The 20,343-nt window shown below is 29.8% G+C and carries 18 protein-coding genes, 1 pseudogene and 1 riboswitch; of the genes and pseudogenes, 6 read left to right on the forward strand and 13 right to left on the reverse strand.

Annotated features, from left to right (window positions below):
* The 4 genes from CF386_RS13295 (at position 1) to yjgA (ending at position 3,089) form a co-directional block, all read left to right on the forward strand.
* Positions 1-255, forward strand: coding sequence for an RNA polymerase factor sigma-54 (locus CF386_RS13295; protein WP_089072864.1), 255 nt, complete (start codon positions 1-3; stop codon positions 253-255).
* 1 nt (position 256) lies between these two features.
* Entirely contained in the window at positions 257-1,099 is an 843-nt protein-coding gene (gene rapZ, locus CF386_RS02290; RefSeq protein ID WP_089072865.1) for an RNase adapter RapZ, read from the forward strand.
* An 82-nt stretch (positions 1,100-1,181) separates the two neighbouring features.
* Positions 1,182-2,504 (forward strand): D-alanyl-D-alanine carboxypeptidase family protein, encoded by a 1,323-nt coding sequence (locus CF386_RS02295; protein WP_158522276.1) that lies wholly within the window; start codon positions 1,182-1,184, stop codon positions 2,502-2,504.
* Between the two features lie 78 nt (positions 2,505-2,582).
* Positions 2,583-3,089, forward strand: a complete 507-nt coding sequence (gene yjgA, locus CF386_RS02300) for a ribosome biogenesis factor YjgA (RefSeq protein WP_089072867.1) — start codon at positions 2,583-2,585, stop codon at positions 3,087-3,089.
* Positions 3,090-3,285: 196 nt separating this feature from the next.
* On the opposite strand, the gene CF386_RS02305 is transcribed toward yjgA, so the two are convergent.
* The 12 genes from CF386_RS02305 to CF386_RS02355 all read right to left on the reverse strand — a co-directional run bounded on the left by CF386_RS02305 (position 3,286) and on the right by CF386_RS02355 (position 14,388).
* A complete protein-coding gene (locus CF386_RS02305; RefSeq protein WP_455430255.1) occupies positions 3,286-4,716 on the reverse strand; it encodes a YhdP family protein in 1,431 nt (476 codons plus the stop codon).
* A gap of 4 nt (positions 4,717-4,720) precedes the next feature.
* The gene (locus CF386_RS02310; protein ID WP_089072869.1) at positions 4,721-5,575 is read right to left on the reverse strand and encodes a YhdP family protein; all 855 of its coding nucleotides are present in this window, start codon (positions 5,573-5,575) and stop codon (positions 4,721-4,723) included.
* Positions 5,530-6,702, reverse strand: a complete 1,173-nt coding sequence (locus CF386_RS02315; RefSeq protein WP_089072870.1) for a YhdP family protein — start codon at positions 6,700-6,702, stop codon at positions 5,530-5,532. The genes CF386_RS02310 and CF386_RS02315 overlap by 46 nt, the downstream gene beginning before the upstream one ends.
* A 9-nt stretch (positions 6,703-6,711) precedes the next feature.
* Positions 6,712-8,154 (reverse strand): ribonuclease G, encoded by a 1,443-nt coding sequence (rng, locus tag CF386_RS02320; RefSeq protein ID WP_089072871.1) that lies wholly within the window; start codon positions 8,152-8,154, stop codon positions 6,712-6,714.
* Between the two features lie 27 nt (positions 8,155-8,181).
* Entirely contained in the window at positions 8,182-8,676 is a 495-nt protein-coding gene (gene mreD / locus CF386_RS02325; RefSeq protein ID WP_089072872.1) for a rod shape-determining protein MreD, read from the reverse strand.
* A gap of 8 nt (positions 8,677-8,684) precedes the next feature.
* Positions 8,685-9,506 carry a rod shape-determining protein MreC gene (gene mreC / locus CF386_RS02330; RefSeq protein WP_158522277.1) on the reverse strand — a complete coding sequence of 274 codons (822 nt, stop codon included), beginning with the start codon at positions 9,504-9,506 and terminating at the stop codon, positions 8,685-8,687.
* 13 nt (positions 9,507-9,519) lie between these two features.
* Entirely contained in the window at positions 9,520-10,563 is a 1,044-nt protein-coding gene (locus CF386_RS02335) for a rod shape-determining protein (RefSeq protein ID WP_089072874.1), read from the reverse strand.
* Positions 10,564-10,672: 109 nt separating this feature from the next.
* Positions 10,673-11,890, reverse strand: a complete 1,218-nt coding sequence (locus tag CF386_RS02340) for an EAL domain-containing protein (RefSeq protein ID WP_225971727.1) — start codon at positions 11,888-11,890, stop codon at positions 10,673-10,675.
* An 8-nt stretch (positions 11,891-11,898) separates the two neighbouring features.
* Entirely contained in the window at positions 11,899-12,534 is a 636-nt protein-coding gene (locus CF386_RS02345; protein WP_089072876.1) for a hypothetical protein, read from the reverse strand.
* Positions 12,535-12,585: 51 nt separating this feature from the next.
* A complete protein-coding gene (locus tag CF386_RS13585) occupies positions 12,586-12,669 on the reverse strand; it encodes a hypothetical protein (protein WP_404824952.1) in 84 nt (27 codons plus the stop codon).
* Positions 12,651-13,292, reverse strand: coding sequence for a glycerophosphodiester phosphodiesterase family protein (locus CF386_RS02350; RefSeq protein ID WP_089072877.1), 642 nt, complete (start codon positions 13,290-13,292; stop codon positions 12,651-12,653). The genes CF386_RS13585 and CF386_RS02350 overlap by 19 nt, the downstream gene beginning before the upstream one ends.
* 580 nt (positions 13,293-13,872) lie before the next feature.
* Positions 13,873-14,388 carry a single-stranded DNA-binding protein gene (locus CF386_RS02355; RefSeq protein ID WP_089072878.1) on the reverse strand — a complete coding sequence of 172 codons (516 nt, stop codon included), beginning with the start codon at positions 14,386-14,388 and terminating at the stop codon, positions 13,873-13,875.
* A gap of 187 nt (positions 14,389-14,575) precedes the next feature.
* On the opposite strand from CF386_RS02355, the gene uvrA reads away from it, so the two are divergent.
* On the forward strand, positions 14,576-17,404 hold the full coding sequence (uvrA, locus tag CF386_RS02360) for an excinuclease ABC subunit UvrA (protein ID WP_089072879.1): 2,829 nt from the start codon (positions 14,576-14,578) through the stop codon (positions 17,402-17,404).
* Positions 17,405-17,453: 49 nt separating this feature from the next.
* Here uvrA and CF386_RS02365 read toward each other — a convergent pair.
* Positions 17,454-18,610, reverse strand: a pseudogene (locus tag CF386_RS02365) (pyridoxal-phosphate-dependent aminotransferase family protein).
* A 109-nt stretch (positions 18,611-18,719) separates the two neighbouring features.
* Positions 18,720-18,900, forward strand: a riboswitch (Lysine riboswitch).
* A gap of 93 nt (positions 18,901-18,993) precedes the next feature.
* Between CF386_RS02365 and lysC the strand changes: the two are divergent.
* Positions 18,994-20,337: a lysine-sensitive aspartokinase 3 gene (gene lysC, locus CF386_RS02370; RefSeq protein WP_089072880.1), complete on the forward strand. Its 1,344-nt coding sequence runs from the start codon at positions 18,994-18,996 to the stop codon at positions 20,335-20,337.
* Positions 20,338-20,343: the final 6 nt, after the last annotated feature.

Consider the following 20,343-nt stretch of genomic DNA (forward strand, 5'->3'; position numbering starts at 1 on the left):
ATATTTTTTTCGAGCAAAGTTAGAACGCTAGGAGGTGGAAATTGTTCTTCTATAGTGATTAAGTCATTTATCAAAAAAATAATTAACACTGAAAATCACGATAAACCTTTTAGTGATATTCAAATATCTTCAATTCTAAACAAACAGGGGCTTAAAGTAGCGAGAAGAACTGTAGCAAAATACAGAGAAGAAATGGGATTTTTATCATCAAGCATGCGAAAGAAAAATTATAAACTTACTTTTAAAGGGAATTAGAATGCGCCTCATTATAATTACAGGAAAATCTGGAGCAGGGAAGTCAGTTGCACTCAAGACACTTGAAGATCTTGGTTTTTATTGTATAGATAATCTTCCAATATCACTCATTCAAAATGTCGTAAAGGATCTTTCTCATTCAGAAAATAACATAGCAATCAGTTTAGATATAAGAAACATTTCAAAAGGTCCTCGTGAAGTTGAAAATATGTTTTCATCTTTTACAAAAGAAATAAATATTCAAACTTTTTTTTTAGATGCATCAAATGAGAAAATCCTAACTCGATATAGTGAAACAAAGCGTTCACATCCCTTATCAAAAAAAAAATTGAGCTTGTACGATAGTATTCTTGAGGAAGATAAAAGTCTTCTTACTCTAAAAAAATTTGCTAATGCGATTATTGATACAACCCATTTATCAATATATGAATTAAGTGATTTAATATGCAGTAAAATAGTCAACTCAAAACATAAACCGATGTTAATAACTGTCCAATCATTTGGTTTTAAATACGGTATCCCAAAAGATTCAGATTATGTATTTGACGTAAGATTTTTACCAAATCCATATTGGGTGTCCCATTTAAAAAAATTCTCAGGCTTAGACGAACCCGTAATCAATTTTTTTAATAAGTTACCTGAAGTTGACCATACAATTCTTCAAATTTATAACTTAATTAATAGTTGGTTACCTAAGTTAAAAAGCAATAATAGAAGCTACCTTACTATATCTATTGGTTGTACTGGAGGAAAACATAGATCTGTGTTTGTTGCTGAAAGAATCGGAAAATTATTATTAAAGCATGAGAAGAACTTAAAAATAATACATTCTATAAAAGTTTAAATGATTCAAAAGTGTTTTAAAAAATATATGTTATGATATGCTATCTCAATTATGATTTAATTTAACCAATAATATGAAACACATGATCAAAAAAACACTCGTTGCACTACCTTTCCTCTTTACACATATGTTGTATGCAGATAATATCCCCTCTACAAATAAAAGTTACTTTTCTTTTGAACATTATACTGCAAACCCTCCACTGAATAAATTTGGATCAGTAGATGTGAATGCAAAAATTCCTGAAGACATTCAAGTTCCAAAGGCTCCAGCCTTTCTTGGTGGTCCTAATGATACTCCTACTGTTCTATCTAAAAAATGGAGTACTATGATTCCATCTCAACCAGAGCTTGATGCTAGAGCCTATATTCTAGTTAATGAAGAGAATGGTGACATACTGGCAGCTAAAAATGCAAATTTACGATTAGCTCCAGCTAGTATAACAAAATTGATGTTACTTTATGTTGCTCAAAAACAGTTAAAGTCTGGTCGAATTCATTTAGATGACCAAGTAATTGTTCCCAAAGAAGCATGGGCTACGGGTGGGTCTAGAATGTTTTTAAAACCAGGAACATCTGTACCCGTGAAACAATTAATACAAGGTATTATTGTTGATTCTGGAAATGACGCTGCAGTAACCTTAGCCAATTATCTTAGTGGCTCTCAGTCGACTACAGTATCTTTAATGAACCAATCTTTGAAACACCTAAAAATGAACAATACTCACTTTAGTGATGTAATGGGCTTACCTGCACCAGCGCACTTTTCTACCGCGCTAGATTTAAGTAAATTAGCTAAGGGTATAATAACTGAATACCCAGAATATTATAGCTGGTTTGGGCAAAAATATTTTACCTATAATGGCATAAAACAACCCAACTTTAATAGACTTCTTTTTATTTACAAATATGCAGATGGGATGAAGACAGGTAGTACTGGAGCGGCAGGGTTTTCATTAGTTAGTTCAGCAAAACAAAACAATCAAAGACTTATTGCTGTTGTACTAGGAGCCAAGTCTGATAACGAAGTTGCTTCTTTGAGTAAATCATTATTAAGTTATGGATTTAACTTTTTTTCAACAAAAACTATTTTTAAAAAACACAATAAAATCGAGCAGGTCAAAGTTTGGTTTGGTGATAAAAATCAACTTAATGTTGGTGTTAATCATGACGTAAATATTTCACTACCAAGAAATTATCATGGGAAGATTGAGTCTGTTGCTAAAATCAATCCAAATCTTGAAGCTCCAATAAGAAAAGGAGAAATTATCGGTAGTATTTCAATTAAACTTAATGGTGATAAGTTGAAAAAAGTGAATTTAATTGCACTTGATGATGTTAAAAAAGGTTCTTTTATACAGATTATTGAAGATCACATAAAAAAAGTTTTTGCTTCAATTGTATAAAAATTAAAAGCTTTTCTTTTAAAGAAAAGCTCCCCTATACTTAGGGGTATAATAATCATTAATAATTGGAAACTATTCATGAATAATACAACCGAAAATCTAGATGATGAAATAATTTATGTCAGTAAATCTGAACTTAAGCGAGATATGCTTGAGATTCAAAATCTAGGTGAGAAAATTTCCCAATTGAGTTTAAAAAACATACAAAAGATGAAGTTAAGTGATGAACTCTATAACGAAATTATTAAGCTAAGAAATTTTAAGCATGAAGCTAGACGACGCCAACTACAATATATTGGAAAGGTTTTGAGGAACATCGATAATTTCGAAGATATCGCTAAACAATATGATTTAATTACTAACCCTCAAAAAGTTATTGAAAAAAAAAGAAACATATTAGATACTTTGTTTAACAGTTTGAACAATAACTTAGAAGATGAAATGTCTAAGTTAGAAAAGAGTGTTCCAAATTTGGATAAAAAGCGCCTGAGACAACTGTTTAGAATTTATAGGAGTGCAACTGAAGAATCCTCTGCACAAAACAAACAAAAAATTTTGGACTTTCTAAAAAGTTACGAAAATTAATTTTCTATTATTTTCGGATCATTCAATGGTCCTTTAATCAAATATCTTTGAGTATTATACTCGTCAATAAAAGGGGCTGCCAAAATAAATGTACCTGCCCCAACCCACGGGTTAATTGATGTAATTAATGTTTGAAATCCCAAATATATGCCTGCAGTTGGTATAATTCCTAAAATACTTGGTTTCGCTACCGCTTTTAAATCAACTTTTTTCGGTAAAGGTCTACCTTTCCATTTAAAGATAAATTTAAATTTGGTGAGCTCATTTGAGCCTTATTAATGAAAATAGTTCCATTTTTAATTAAAGATCTAATCTCAATTTTATCATAATTCAAACCACCAGAGAAATCTCCTTTCATTCCATCTTGAATTTTAATTAAAAGTGATTGCACGCTTAAAAAGCTTAATATATTCACCTGAGAGTTTAAATCAATTATTTTGCCATTATTACTAATTAAGTTAGAAGTTCCATTTAAGGTACCCAATTGAGGATTAAAAGGAGAGCCTAACCAATTTAAAGATAAATTCCCTGAAATGTTTTGATCTCTAAGAGGATAATTAGATAAGATATTTTTTAAAACTTGATCAATATTCTTAGATTTTGCAGAAATATCAAGTTTAGTTTTAAAGTTACCTTTGCTTTTTGTCCATAAACCAGAGGCTTTAACATAATTATTATTATTAAAGAGCGATAGAACAGGCATCGATATTTTGGAATCATTTTTCTCAATCAATGTAAAAAGTGTACCTAGTTGCACTTTATTAAATTTTAAATCATTTACTTGCACTCTAATAGATTTCAGCCAATTGTTAAAAACAGACTTATCATCTATGCTTGAGAAAGCATTTGGTTTATTAGTTACTTTTTTAGAACTTTTAACGCTCTGTACATATATTTTATCAAAGTTAGCTATCAAATTATTGTTATCTAACAATAAAAAACCTTTAATTTGTTTACCTTTTAGTTGAAGTTTTATCTTATTATTTTTAATTTCGTTATCTAGTGAAATATTCTTCCATATTGTATTTCCTAGATATAATTTATTAAATTTAATATTAAACTTATAAGCTTTATTCCCTGAATTACTATTTGTTGCATGAGCGGTATTTAACGCAGAAAAAGAGTCAATCCACTGCAATAAATCTAGTTTTTTTTCTTTATCATAGTTATTTATACTATATTCCCAGTACGAGCTTTTTGATGAGCTGTTTTCATTTCTAGCACCTAATTCAACATTATTAAATCTAGCCTTTATTAAATCTTTTTTGTCCGAACCTTTAAAAAAAACCATTAATTTATTTTTTTGTGGTTTTGTATCTAGAGGAAATGGCAAATTGGTTCTCATATCATGTAGAACACCATTAACTGAAACATCATAATCATACTTTTTATTAGGCTTAAAGGTTAGATCGACATTTGATTTCAAAATAGTTTTTCCATCTAAATTTACGTTTTTAATATTGAGTAAGTTCTTTAATCTAACGTGACTTAAGCCTTTTATTTTTAATTTATAATTATTACCAGATTCATAACCTTTTAAGGAAATATTATTTAATTGATTAAAAACATCAAATGAAAGGTTGGTCGATGTTACAGTACTATTATTAATATTAATAGAACCATTAATTTTTTTATTTTAGCTTCATTATGAAATAATTTTTTAGAGATGCAGGTTCAAAGACATTATTTTCAAAGTATATGGTGCCCTTTGCATGAGTATCAAAGTTCTTAAGAGGAAAATTTAACGCGAAATCACCTTTCAAAACTCCCTTAGGTTGAAGCTTCTCAAAAACCATTCCAATTTTATCATGTAATGGAGTTTTAGAAAGGCACGAAATTAATTTTTGAGCCTTTTCTTTAAATCCAAATTGAACATCTAAGTTACCATCTATAGATAATTTATTTATAGAAGCACTTAAATGAGTGGGCTCTTCATTACAAAATATGGCATTTTTAGTACTTATATACATACCATTATTTTTAAATTTCAAAAGAAGATCTAAGTCCATTAATTCAGGCCATTTAGGTTCAAATATCAAGTTCGAGTTATGGATTGGAAGCTTTACTTCAAGACCTTCGTTAGGAACTTTAAAGGGGAAATCTTTAATGTAACCATCATAATGAACAGTGCCATCTTTCACTTCACCCTTAGTGATTCGTGTACTTAAAAAATTATATAAGGTTTTTGATATAAGCTTTTTGGGAAGATAACTTTTAATTTTTGAAATATCTTTTAATGAAACTTTTGTATTTATTTTTAATTTATCAGGAACTCCTTTCTTAAAAGAGATATAAAATTGAGGTTTAATTGAGATGTTTTTATCATGTAACCAACCTTTTTTGCTTTCAATAAAGATTGTTTCAGCTTTATTTTTAGACCAATTAAGCTCTAAGTTACTATTTTTTATGTGGATATCTTTTTTAAAGTTTTCATTGAAGTTTAACGCCGAGTTTTTGAAGAATAAATGTATCTTTCCTTTTTTAATGTTCCATAACTATCTATATTAACATTAGTTAGAACGGTTTTATTATTTAATTCAATTTCATCAATCTTCGATGAAAAATGATAATGGCTTTTTTTATAAAATAATTGTATTTCAGAAATACTACCTGTGATTTTTTGTTGAAAAAATTGATTATTTGGAAACATAATATTTCCTAAGGATATTAAAGTGGAGCTATCAATTTTGCTGACTTTAAAAATAGACTGATTCTCTTTTTGTCTAATACTTAAAGTTGGTAATTCAATTTTATTCAAGTCTTTTTTTAGAGTAATATTGTGGAACTTGAACTCTCGATTTTCGTAGTTTATTCTTCCAGAAAATTTATAATTTTGTTTACGAATATTTATCGCAGATTTTTTGTCTAATATGAGTGTCATGAACTCCAACTTAGATGATAAAAATTTTGCATCTAATGTGAAGTTTAAATTTGAGTCTGTAATAGGACTGTCATTATTATCTATTCCAAATAAATCATAAAATTCATTTATATTTAGAGACTTACAATATAATTTTATGTTTCCGTTTAAGCCAGTTCCAAATTTGTTTCTATAAATTTCACCAACCCCAATTAATGAAGTATTGTTAAAGTAAGTCACATAATTCAACGATAATTTATCTTGGTTTAATTGACTTGAGATTTTTTCTATTTTAAAAATATTCTTTTTGTTTAGTTTAAACTCTGAATCTGAAATTAAAAATTTTTCCAAAATAAGATAAGTTGATATTCTATTCAAATCTAGACTACTGTCATTTTTATTAATCTGGACATCTGATTGAATTTTCGATTGAAAAATAATAACATCTGTAAAAAAAAGCTTTAAGTTTGAAATTGATTGGAGTATATCTAAACTTGCAGTGATTTTTTTAATGTTACCGTTAACTTCACCCTTCGATTCAATATGCAAATTTTCGATAGAATAATCTATTCTAAAATCTTTAAAGCTTGTATGAATCTTTCCATGATTAACAGTAAGCTGATAATGTTCTTGTAAATAACCTTCGGTTACCTTAAGCATTACCTTTGGATTCATTAAACAAAAAAAGCTTGTCATTAAAAAAAGAAACAAAATAAAGAAAAATGAATATATTGATACTCTTACGGCTTTCAACTTATTTCCTTACATAAGAACAACATCAAATTGCTCCTGACCATATAAATTTTCTGTTTTGATTTTGATATCTTTATTTATTACCATTTCTAATTGCGATAAGATACCAAATTCCTCTGAACGAAGTGCAATTGCAACATTTTTCGATACATAAATTAAAAAACAATCAGCATCAAATGTATTATTTACTCTAATTATTTCTCTATAGATTTCATAACAAACTGTCTCAACAGTTTTAATGTAGCCTCTTCCAAGACAAGTTGAACAAGGCTCTGTCATAATTTTTTCAAGGCTATCTTTAGTTCTTTTTCGAGTTAATTCAACAAGTCCTAACTGAGTAAATCCGTAAACATTCGTTTTAACTTTATCCTTATCTAACTCACTCTTAAGTGCATCTAAGACTCTTTCACGATGTTTGAGGTCATTCATGTCAATAAAATCAATTAAAATCATACCTCCCAGATTACGGAGCTTTAATTGCCTTGCAATAACTTTAGTTGACTCAATATTTGTATTAAAAATAGTTTCTTCTAAATTCCTTTTTCCGACAAAGGCTCCTGTATTAATATCAATAGTCGTCATTGCTTCTGTTTGCTCAATGACAATGTAGCCTCCTGATTTTAAATCAACTTTACTTTGTAGAGTTGATTGAATTTCATTTTCTATATCATACAAATCAAACAAGGGTTTTGAAAAATTATAAAACTCAACCTTATCAGATAAGTAGGGTATTAATTCCTTACTGAAGTTTAATAAATTATAATACTCAGACTCAGAATCAACCAATACTTTGTCTATTTCAGTTCCTACAAAATCACGAATTATTCTTGACGATAATGAGATTTCCCCATAAAGTTGACTTTTAGGTTTTTGATTTGATTTTTTCTCTAAAATTTTTTTCCACAAATGTTTTAAAAAAACTGCATCTTGACTAATTTCCTCATCTGAAATACCCTCTGCAGCTGTCCTTACAATAAAGCTTCCTATTTCATCTGTATGCGTTGAAGCTATCTTTTTCAAACGCTCTCTCTCATCTTTATTTTTAATTCTTTGAGAGATTGCGGTATGCTCCTCATCAGGCAAAAATACTAAATATCTAGATGGTAGCGTAATATCTGTTGTTAATCTTGCGCCTTTACTTCCAATTGGTTCTTTTATCACTTGGACAAGTATGTTCTGACCTACATTTAATAAGTCAACTATGTTTATATCGGTCGTGGTGTTTCTAACCTTGATATCTTTGACATGTAAAAATGCTGCTTTATCCATACCTATATCTATAAAAGCCGCCTGCATACCTGGTAGTACACGATTAACTTTACCAAGAAAGATGCTACTTAAAATATTTTCATTTTTATTTCTTTCAATATAAATTTCCTGTAGATCACTATTTTGAACTAATGCAACTCTAGTTTCTCCAGGCGTAATATTCATTAAAAGTTCTATTGTCATTTCATACCTAAAAGTTATTGAGGACACTTATCTTATTGAGAGTTTTCGTCGAAAATTTCTTAAAAAGAGAAAAATAAATGGCCATAAACAAAAATCTACTATAACTTTATAAAAAGTTTCATCATTGAATAAAATACTTTTTTTGCTAAAAACATCTAATATAACGTATTGTCCTAACACAACAAAGCAACATAAAATTGATATAACTATAGATTGCTTCCATATACTTATATTTCTAAGTCTTTGATATCTAACGGCTAAAAAATAACTTAATAATGAAAAAATAAATCCATTCGTTCCTAATGGATAATCAAGAAGCAAATCTAAAAAACAACCAAAAAACAACCCTGATAATACGTTCACTCTATGCGGCAAAGCTAATACCCAATAAGTAAATATTAAAAACAACCAATGTGGTTTAAATACAGCAATATCTTTAGACCAATGAGTCGACTCTAAAAGCAACCCTATTATCAATGTTAAATAAATGTATAAAATACTTAAACTGGACTTTTTCTTCATTGAATCCTTTAATCCCTTTTCCAAAGCAATAAAACATAGTGAAGTCGATTAAAATGGACAAAAGTTTGAACTTTAATGTCAGCAAACTCTTTATTGTTTCGATTTCCAATTGAAATAACTCGTCCTATGGGATATCCCCTAGGATATTTATTCCCTAATCCTGATGTATATAATTCATCTCCAACCTTGATGTCAGAGTTACCTAACACATTATTTACTTGTAACATATTTTGTTTGCCATAACCTGACAGTATAACTCTCATATCATTTCTGATATTTACTGCTGGAATTGCACTATTAGGATCATCTAACAATAATAAAGTACTCGTATTTAATGATACGCTGACTATTTGGCCCACAACTCCTAAAGAATTGACAACAGCTTGCCCTACATAAACACCATCATTACTTCCCTTATTAATTAGCACTTTTTTTACATAAGAGTTAAAAGTCACATCCATTACTTCTGCAATTGTCTGTTTATAGGGATGTCTTTCTTTAGACTCTAAAATTTTTCTTAATCGATTATTTTCATTTATTAAAGCTTTTATCTGAATTTCGTTAGCTTTAAATTTTAAAACCTTTAATCGAAGTGAGGTATTATCTGATATAAGTTGAGTTTTGGATTTGAATATATTATAAACATATGAAGTAATTTCAGATGGAGTATTTGCTAACATCTGAATTGGCTCAACGGCGTTATTTAAATAGTTTTTGACAATTTTAAATTGTGCTACTTTTGAATCTAAAAATATAAATATACTAGATAATAATACGGCTACCATTAGCCGTATTAATAACGAAGGACCCTTTGTAAAAAGCAATTTCATGTGATTGTGCTCATTATTCTTCAGTAAATAAATCACCGCCATGTGTATCAATCATTTCAAGAGCTTTTCCTCCTCCTCTAGCCACACAAGTCAATGGCTCTTCAGCTATAACAACAGGGATTCCTGTTTCTTCTGTTAGCAATCTATCAATATCTCTTAATAGAGCCCCACCTCCGGTCAGAACCATTCCTCTCTCAGAAATATCAGATGCAAGTTCTGGAGGACATTGTTCTAGAGCAACCATAACTGCAGAAACAATTCCTGTCAGGGGCTCTTGAAGCGCCTCTAAAATTTCATTTGAATTAAGAGTAAAGCTTCTTGGCACGCCTTCTGCTAAATTTCTACCTCTAACTTCAATTTCTAAAACTTCATCTCCAGGGTAAGCAGAACCTATTTCGTGTTTAATTCTTTCAGCAGTAGCTTCACCTATCAAACTTCCATAATTACGTCTTACATAATTAATAATGGATTCATCAAACCTATCTCCTCCAATTCTTACAGATGAAGAATACACTACGCCATTAAGTGAGATTACTGCAACTTCTGTAGTTCCTCCTCCAATGTCTACAATCATTGAACCTGTAGCTTCCGAAACTGGTAGTCCTGCGCCAATAGCTGCAGCCATCGGTTCATCAATTAAATAAACCTCTCTAGCACCTGCACCTTGCGCTGACTCCCTAATTGCTCTTCTCTCTACTTGAGTTGAACTGCAAGGAACACAAATTAATACTCTAGGACTGGGCCTCAAAAAGCTATTATCATGGACTTGTTTAATAAAGTGTTGCAACATTTTTTCTGTAACATAAAAGTCAGCAATAACGCCATCTTTCATCGGTCTAATTGCTGCAATATTCCCAGGCGTTCTACCTAACATTAGCTTAGCAGCTTGCCCAACTGCAGCAACACTTTTAGGGGTTCCTGCCCTATCTTGACGAATCGCAACAACTGATGGCTCATCTAAAACAATTCCCTGACCTTTAACATAAATAAGGGTATTTGCTGTACCCAAATCAATAGAAAGGTCATTCGAAAACATTCCTCTTAATTTTTTTAACATAACTGAACTGCATCCTAATAGTTATTCTTGATAATTAACAAGCTTTATGAAATTTTCACAATAGTATATTATTTTGTCCTACCAATTAATAGTAAACTTATACAATAATTTAATGAGAACTGTCGAAATCTGTAATAAAAACACCTATATTTTTTAAAAAGTCATAATCTTCTTTACTTTTAACTCCATTAGCAATAATTTTAATTTTTTTATCTTTGCAAATGCCCAGTAAACTTTTAATAAAATATTGATTTTCATTATTTTCTTTAATCGAAATAATTCTTTCTTTATCTATTTTTAAAAAATTAATTGGTAAATAATTTAAGTAATCTAAGTCAACAATATTTCGACCAACTTGATCGATGATAATATTACAATTAAATTTTTGTAATTCACACAAAGCTTTTTTGATGAGTGGATCAAAATTTAACACCTCATTCTCATGAATTTCATAAAAGGCTTGCTTTCTTGCTGATGAAGACAATTCCAATAATTTGAATTTTAACCATGAGCTAAAATATTTGTTTTTTAATGAGTTTGAAGTCAAATTAATAGATATATTTTTTTCTGGAAATTTTTGTATTTGAGAAAGTTGATAATTTACTACATACATATCAAGCCTTCTATTTAAACCTACTTCAATTAATTTTGGAATAAAGTATGAAGGTTTAATTATCTCTGATTTATATCGAAGCGATGTTACAACTTCAATATGATTTAGTGATTGTGGACTATTTTTTAATATTTCAAAAAAAGAATGTCCTGAAAATATTAAATTATGGTATTTCAAATATTCTGAAAAAATAGTTCTCCATTCAAGGTTGCTTTTACTAAATAATAAATTTTTGTTTTTAAAAATATGCCAATTGTTAGCTCTCTGGTAATTACATATATTTATGCATTCATCCATCTTTTGGTATATCTCTTCTAGTTTTTCTCCATGTTGGAAAAAAACCACACCAAAATTAAACCAATGTTCATTTTTAACGAGTCTCATCCCTTCAAGTTTATTGAAAATATCCCGACATAAATCTATTACTTCTTTTTCTGACTGCATTAAAATAAGAGCCGCAAAGGATCTTTTGCTATATCTAGACAGCAATGTATTATTGAATTTATCTAGTTTTTTGCTGATTATGTTATCAATAATTAATAAATTATGTGCTGAGTCATTCCCATTACTAATCCTTGTATCTAAGCCAAACATATCCAATAGAAGATATGCCCCATGTTTATCTTTATCATATATGCTTGCTCTTAATTTATTCTCGAAAAATAATTTATTAGGCAAATTAGTTGTTTCATCAAAAAATGTTTTTTGTTTTATAAAAAGATCTAATTTATTTGTGTTTTTTTCTCTTTTTGAAGATCATTAAGTAATTGGGTAACCAGGACCAGTATTTGAGAAGAAATGCTTTTTTTGTTATTTAATCTAAATAACCGTCCGTGATCTATCATTAAACGGTTTAATTTTTGTCCCAGCATTTCCATAAAAAAAATTTCATTTCTTATAAAACGAGTACCCAAAACTATACACAATATAATCATAAAAATTGCTATTGTGGATATCAATAAAATAAAAGGGATATCGATAATTTCACCTGGATTAATCCAAATAATAATTTCTAAATGCCCTAATTTTTGATCATCAAATTCATATGTCCTTCTCAGAAGGAGCATAGATTTATTAATTTTATTTTCTCGTAATTTATATGAGTAAACTGGTCTATTTTCTTTTATTATCGAAAATTCAACGATATTATTAACTTTGACAAATGTTTTAGCCCAGTTTTCAAAATCATTGTTATTTCTATACTGTACTTCAATTTGCTTATATAATTGATTTTCTTTATGTTTATAGAAACTTTGAACTAAATAATGGATATTTACTAACACGCAAGAAATTAAAATTAAAGTAATTAAAAAAAAGACAATTAAAATTGTAATGTTTGATTTTTTATAAGCCTTCATTAATTAAATTTTTTATAAGATTTTATTTATTATAAAGAATTTTAAACAAGGCTAAATTAAAGTCAAAGGATTATCGCTAATTATCCCATTAACACCCCACTTTAAAAGTTTATTACTCAGATGTTTGTCGTTGATAGTGTAACAATAAACAAAAAATCATTCTTTAAAACTCTCAAACATTGCTCTTTCTTTAAAAGGTGACCATCACAAATAATAGTTTTGCTACAAAGGTTTGAACATAAATTTTGCCAATTTGGGGGAACTTTTTCAAATAAACAACCAATATTAATTTTTGAATCAATTCTTTTAATACTCGATAAAATGTTTTGATTAAAACTACTTATAATCAATTTATTATAATTAAATTCTGCTTCTTTAATAACGTCTAATATAACTTTTACCGAATCATCATTTTCTTCTTCTTTAATTTCTAAATTCAGTTTTAAATTTAATCTTTTTATTAAAAATAACACTTCCTTTAAGGTCATTAATTTTTCTTTTTTAAATTTTGGAGAAAACCAAGAACCAATATCTGTTGTACTTACCTCTTGATAGAAATAACTTTTAACTCTTCCCGAAATATTAGTACAACGATCGAAAGTAAAGTCATGAAAAACAATAGGAACTAAATCTCTGAGTGTCATAACATCTATTTCTATTGATCCGATGCCGGCTTTCTTTGCCGCCTTAATACTAGCAGCTGTATTTTCGGGATAAATTTTTGATATGCCTCTATGAGCAATAAACTTATCTAACATAAAAAATCCAGATATTTACCATTAATTTAATTGAAATAATTTTAAATATACAATACCAGTTTATATTTAATGATAATCTAAATAAAGTACATAAAAAAAGAACCATTTGCTTCATAGATCTTTTTATAATTAATTTATTTAATAAAAAACAATAAATTCACACATTATTTTTCAACATTTTTTTAAAAGAAAATAAAAAAGGCCTGTATAACTTATATATAGTCACAAAAAGTATGTATAACATGTAATGTATGAATACTAACTGTTTTTATCATAATGTTCATTTATCTTTGAAATGCCATGTTTAAATTGAAAAAACCCTTCCTGCATATGGTAGTCTATTTAAAATAATACCTAAGATAAAAGAGCCTATAGTCGCAAGAGCAGCAATAAATAATGTTAAAGCCCATGGGTTCCAGGATACAGCGGGCTGAAAAAAATAAAATAAGCCATTTAAAAATATAAATTGAATTACAGATGCTGGAAAAAAAATCCGAACTCACATGGTTACGGATAAAATAAAAGGCCTGTTAAACAGGCCTTTATCAGATTTATCTACATTTTTTGAGTTTGTTAAAGTCTAGAATGGAATATCATCATCAAAATCAAATGATGATTCGTCAAAATCTGGCTTATTTTCTTGTTTTTTAGGTGCTGAATTTTCAAAAGAGTTATTTGCTGATGAATTCATACTTTGTTGTTGCATATTTGGAGAATTAAATTGAGGTTGCTGATTATTAGTTGCCCTTCCTCCAATCATTTGCATAGTTCCATTATAACCCTGAACAACAACTTCAGTACTATACCTATCTTGTCCTGATTGATCTTGCCACTTACGTGTTTGTAATTGACCCTCAACGTATACTTGTGAGCCTTTTTTCAGGTACTCACCTGCAATTTCAGCTAATTTCCCATATAGAGTTACTCTATGCCACTCGGTTTTATCACGCTGTTCACCAGTGTTTTTATCTTTCCAAGATTCAGAAGTAGCTAAAGTTATGTTTGCTACTGCACTACCATTAGGTAGGTATCTTACTTCGGGATCACCACCTAAATTACCAACCAGTATAACTTTATTTATACCTCTGCTAGCCATATCTCTCTCCATCAATAGGTTGTTTGAAAATTTCAATATATTTTAATCAATTTATTAAAAATGCTCAATACTTAATAAATAATTGACTATACTTTTATTTATTTTTGTATTTATTTTTTTTATATCAAATTATAAGTTTTTATTTTATGATATTGATTATATAAAACATTTAATTTTTGAAAATAAGATGAAATTCATTGAAATAAAAGGTGCCAAAACTCATAATTTAAAAAATATTGATGTTAAAATACCAAGAAATAAATTGGTGGTTATTACTGGTCTTTCTGGTTCTGGAAAATCCTCTTTAGCCTTTGATACATTATATGCCGAAGGACAGAGAAAATACGTAGAATCATTATCATCTTATGCTAGACAATTTTTATCTTTAATGGATAAACCCGATGTTGAACATATTGAGGGTCTATCTCCTGCAATTTCAATCGAACAAAAATCTACTTCTCATAATCCTCGCTCAACTGTTGGAACAGTTACAGAAATATATGATTATTTGAGAGTTCTATATGCTAGAGCTGGAGAGGCTAAGTGCCCCAAACATAATGTTGATCTCAAAGCTCAATCGATTACTCAAATGATTGATAAAATACTCGCATTACCAGAAAATAAAAAGTTTATGATTTTATCTCCTATTGTGAGAAATCAAAAAGGGGAGCACAAGAAGCTCTTAATGGAACTTCAGACAAAGGGTTTTATTAGGGGTCGTTTAAATAAAAATATTCATCCACTAGATGAGTTTCCAGTTTTAAACCCAAAACAAAAAAATAACATAGACATCGTTATTGACCGATTTAAAATTAAGCCAGATATTAAAGATAGACTGGCTGATTCTCTGGAAACATGTCTAGATTTATCCTCAGGTATCGCAATTATTGCGGCAATGGATGATAATTCTTTTCAAGATATAATCCTATCCAACAAATATGCGTGTCCCCTATGCGACTATACTATACCAGAACTTGAACCTAGAAATTTTTCATTCAATAACCCTATTGGTGCTTGTAATGTGTGCGGTGGGCTTGGAGTAGAACAATACTTTGATCCCGTAAGAATTATACCTAATGATCAATTGTCCATTTCACAAGGAGCAATCAAAGGTTGGGATAAAAGAAATAGACTCTATTATAGAATATTAAAAAATCTATCAGTTTATTTTAACTTTAGTCTCGACACTCCTTGGAAAGCACTTTCAGAAGCAACTAAGAATTTGATATTACATGGAACTCAACATGATTCAATTACATTCGAATATGCAAATGATCTAGGCGATATTTCTCTAAAAAAACACAGTTTTGAAGGTGTTTTGAACAATTTTAAAAGGAGATACAAAGATACTGATTCAATGTACGTTAGAGAAGAGTTATCTAAACTAATTTCATCTAAAGTATGCTCTGCATGTAATGGTTCAAGATTAAAACCAGTAGCAGATAATATTTATATCCAAGATTTAACCTTACCCAATTTAGTTAAAAATAACATCAGAGAAAATTACAATTTTTTCTCAAATTTAAAACTTTCAGGCGAACAAAAAAAAATTGCTGAGAAGTTATTAATAGAAATTATTGATAGACTCAATTTTTTAGTAAATGTTGGCCTCGATTATATCTCCCTCGCAAGAGGATCAGATACATTATCAGGTGGAGAAGCTCAAAGAATAAGGCTTGCTAGTCAGATAGGATCTGGGTTAGTAGGAGTCATGTATGTTCTGGATGAGCCTTCCATTGGTTTACACCAAAGAGATAATCAAAGACTCCTTGATTCACTCTTACATTTAAAAAATTTAGGGAACACGGTTATCATCGTTGAACATGACGAAGATGCGATTAGAGCAGCAGACCATATAATTGATATTGGTCCAGGTGCTGGTATTCATGGTGGAAAAGTAATCGCTCAGGGTGATTTAAATACAATATTAAAAAGTTCGAAGTCATTAACAGCTAAATATTTAAATAACTCTATCCAAATTCAGGCGAATAAAGTAATCAAGTCTATTGATAAATCAAAAGTTTTTAAATTAATTGGTGCGACCGGAAATAATTTAAAGGATGTCACACTCGAACTTCCAGTTGGTGTTTTAACCTGTATTACTGGAGTTTCTGGTTCAGGGAAATCTACACTCATTAATGAAACTCTCTATAAATCTCTTCATTATTTTCTAAATAAGGGTCTTGTAAATGAATCAGCCCCATTCAGAGATATCCAAGGAATAGAGTTCTTTGATAAGATAATTGCTATTGATCAGAAACCAATTGGCAGAACTCCTCGATCTAATCCAGCCACCTATACAGGAATTTTTACACCCATAAGAGAACTCTTTGCAAGTACTCAAGATGCTAGATCAAAGGGTTATAAACCAGGTAGATTTAGTTTTAACGTCAAGGGAGGTCGCTGCGAATTTTGTAAAGGAGATGGATTAATCAAAGTGGAAATGCACTTCTTATCTGATGTATATGTTACGTGTGAAACATGTGGTGGAAAAAGATATAATGAAGAAACCTTATCTATTAAATATAAAAATAAGACTATTAGTGATGTTCTTAATATGACTGTAGAAAATGCTCTTTCATTTTTTGATGCCATACCAGTTGTAAAGAAAAAGCTTCAAACCTTAATGGATGTTGGCTTGAGTTATATTACTCTTGGACAATCAGCAACAACGTTATCTGGAGGAGAGGCTCAAAGAATCAAGCTTGCAAAAGAACTATCAAAGCGAGACACTGGTAAAACTTTATATATTCTTGATGAGCCTACCACTGGTTTACACTTTCATGATATTAATCAATTATTAAATGTCCTACATACCTTGAAGAAAAAAGGCAATACAATAGTCGTGATTGAACACAACCTTGATGTAATCAAAACAGCCGATTGGATTATTGATTTAGGACCAGAAGGCGGTGAAAATGGAGGAGAAATAATTGCTTCCGGTACTCCTATTGAAATTATAGAAAATGCTCGATCATATACAGGCAAATTTTTAAAAATACACCTTAATAAATAACTCCCTTTGCAAGGCTTTTAATTGAAACAACGATTATCTAAATAATCGATTAATTTAAATAATAACCTTGCTGCTCCAGTACTTTTTTTATAACTGAAATACAAGTAATGACATTTTCTTCATTTGTGCCAAACCCCATTAATCCAACCCTCCACGTTTTGCCTAAAAAAGTTCCTAAACCAGAACCTATTTCAAGATTATAGTCATTTAATAATGTTTGTCTAAATGAGATATCATCAATACCTTCTGGTATATAAATATGATTTAACATAGGTAATCGATAATTTTCATCTTTCACGACATATTTTATTCCAATAGCATTTAAGTTTCCATTTAGTAACTTGTATGCTTTTTGATGTTTTTCATATAAACGACTCAATCCAATGTTTTGAACAACAACTAATGCTTCATGAAGGGCATAAAGCTGATTAACTGGAGCGGTATGATGATAACTTCTCTTTTTTTTAGTTTTTTGATCTGCATCAAGCCAATATTCACCAAGCAAATTTAAATCTAGAAACCAGCTTTGTACCTTTTCTTTTTTTGAGCAATTTTTTTTAAAGCTTGTTCAGAAAATGTTATAGGTGACAACCCTGGAACACAAGATAAGCATTTTTGAGAGCCTGAATAAGCTACATCAATCCCCCAAGAATCAACCTCCACTGGAATACCTGCCAATGAAGTTACACAATCAGCAATTACTAAACAGCCAAATTTTTTTCCAAGTTCGGCAATAGCTTTTGCATCATTCATAACGCCGGTTGACGTTTCAGCATGAACAAAAGCTAAAATTTTTATTTCAGGATCTCTATTAAGCACCTCCTCAATTGAGGCTAAATCAGTTTGTTCACCCCAATTATTATTGACCTCAATTGGAATTCCCCTACATCTAAAAATATTTTCTTTCATTCGTTGTCCAAAAACACCATTAATACATACTAAAACTTTATCTCCAGGTTCAATCATATTCACAAATGCTGCTTCCATTCCTGCGCTTCCTGGCGCAGAAATGGCAAAGGTTGCTTTATTATCCGTTTGAAATGTATACCTTAAAAGAGTGCTAACTTCTTCCATCATTTCAATAAATAAAGGATCTAAGTGCCCTATGGTTGGTCTTGATAATGCATGAAGAACTGACGGATAAATTGGAGATGGACCAGGTCCCATCAATAATCTATGTTTGGGGTTGAAGGATTTTATTGTCATATTATTGCAAACCTGTAATATTTTTTTTATTTAAACATTGACAATACACAAAGAAAGATTATTTTATATAGACTTGGTCAAATACTGTGATAAATATAACATTACATATTCGATTAGAAGAGGTGCGTATTTCAGGTAGTCATATTTTTAAAGACCTAACTTTAGTGATGATATGATCAGGGGAAATTACGCCGAGGTATTGATTAAATTAGGAATATTGATATCGGCAATGAAGGCTGAATCCTTCATGCTGTCACTTAAGGAATAAAAAGTGTTGAGCTTCTAATAAAACGAACGATTCGTTATTTTTAGTTTATTATTTTTTAATTCAATTCGAGCTCCATAATTAAATCAAAAAACACTATATTATATAACGGAGATTTATTTTGAATTTAACAGTCGCAAAATTCGGAGGAACAAGCGTCGCGAACTATCAAGCTATGGTTCGAAGCGCCAATATTGTTCTTAAAAACCCTGCAACAAAACTTGTTGTTGTAAGTGCATGTTCTGGAGTCACAAATATACTCGTTCAACTATCATCAGGAAAAGTGAATGAAGAGTCTTCTCAACATCTTATAAAAAAACTAGAAAATATACATACTGATATAATTGAGAAAATTTCCACAACATCAGATTTAAATGCAAAGCTAAGTGAACATCTTAATAGCTTAAAACTCTTAGTTGAAGAAATAAATAGTCAATATTCAAAAATCCTAGTTGATCAAATTGTTTCTTATGGTGAGGTCTTATCGAGTCTTCTTTTTACCGAAATTTTAAAGGAATTGAAAGCCCAATCTTATTGTTTTGATGTCAGAAAAGTTATGAAAACTAATAACTCCTATGGCCAAGCTAAGCCTAACCTTGAATTAATTAAAACTCTTACAACATCTCATTTAAAACCACTTTTGACTGATCACATCGTTGTAACACAAGGATACATAGGCAGCTTTGGAAATACGACAACAACGTTAGGTCGAGGTGGAAGTGACTTTAGTGCAGCATTATTAGCTGAGTCTTGCTCTGCTGATGTATTGGAAATTTGGACAGATGTACCAGGAATGTATACAACAGATCCTAGATTAACAAATAAAGCGCGTCCTATAGAGGAAATAAGTTTTAGCGAAGCATCAGAAATGGCTAATTTTGGGGCTAAAATACTGCATCCATCTACTCTAATACCAGCAATTAGAAAAAATATTCCCGTATTTATTGGTTCATCTATTAGCTCCAATGAAAAAGGAACATGGATCAAAGAATCAGTTGACTCATCTCCTTTATTCAGAGCTGTAACATTAAGAAAAAATCAAACACTGATTACGCTGCATAGCTTAAAAATGTTCCAAGCTTATGGCTTTCTAGCTGAAGTCTTTAATATTCTTGCAAGACATAAAATATCTGTTGATTTAGTTACCACATCGGAAGTTAAAATTTCATTAACGCTTGATAATTTAAGTACTGCTAATGAAGCTCCAAATATTCCTTCTGAGGCACTCAAGGAGCTTGAAGAACTTTGTAAAGTTGAAATTGAACAAAATTATAGTTTAGTTGCTTTAATTGGAAATAGAATTAGTCAAACAAATGGTGCAAACAAAAAAGTATTTAATGCACTAAAAGATTATACATTAAGACTTATATGCTACGGTGCTAGTCCTCATAACATGTGTTTTTTAGTTAAAGAAAATGTTGCTAAAGAGATAGTCAATACTCTTCATAATGAATTATTTTGAAAATTA

The sequence above is a fragment of the Paraphotobacterium marinum genome (assembly GCF_002216855.1).
Lineage (GTDB): Bacteria > Pseudomonadota > Gammaproteobacteria > Enterobacterales > Vibrionaceae > Paraphotobacterium > Paraphotobacterium marinum.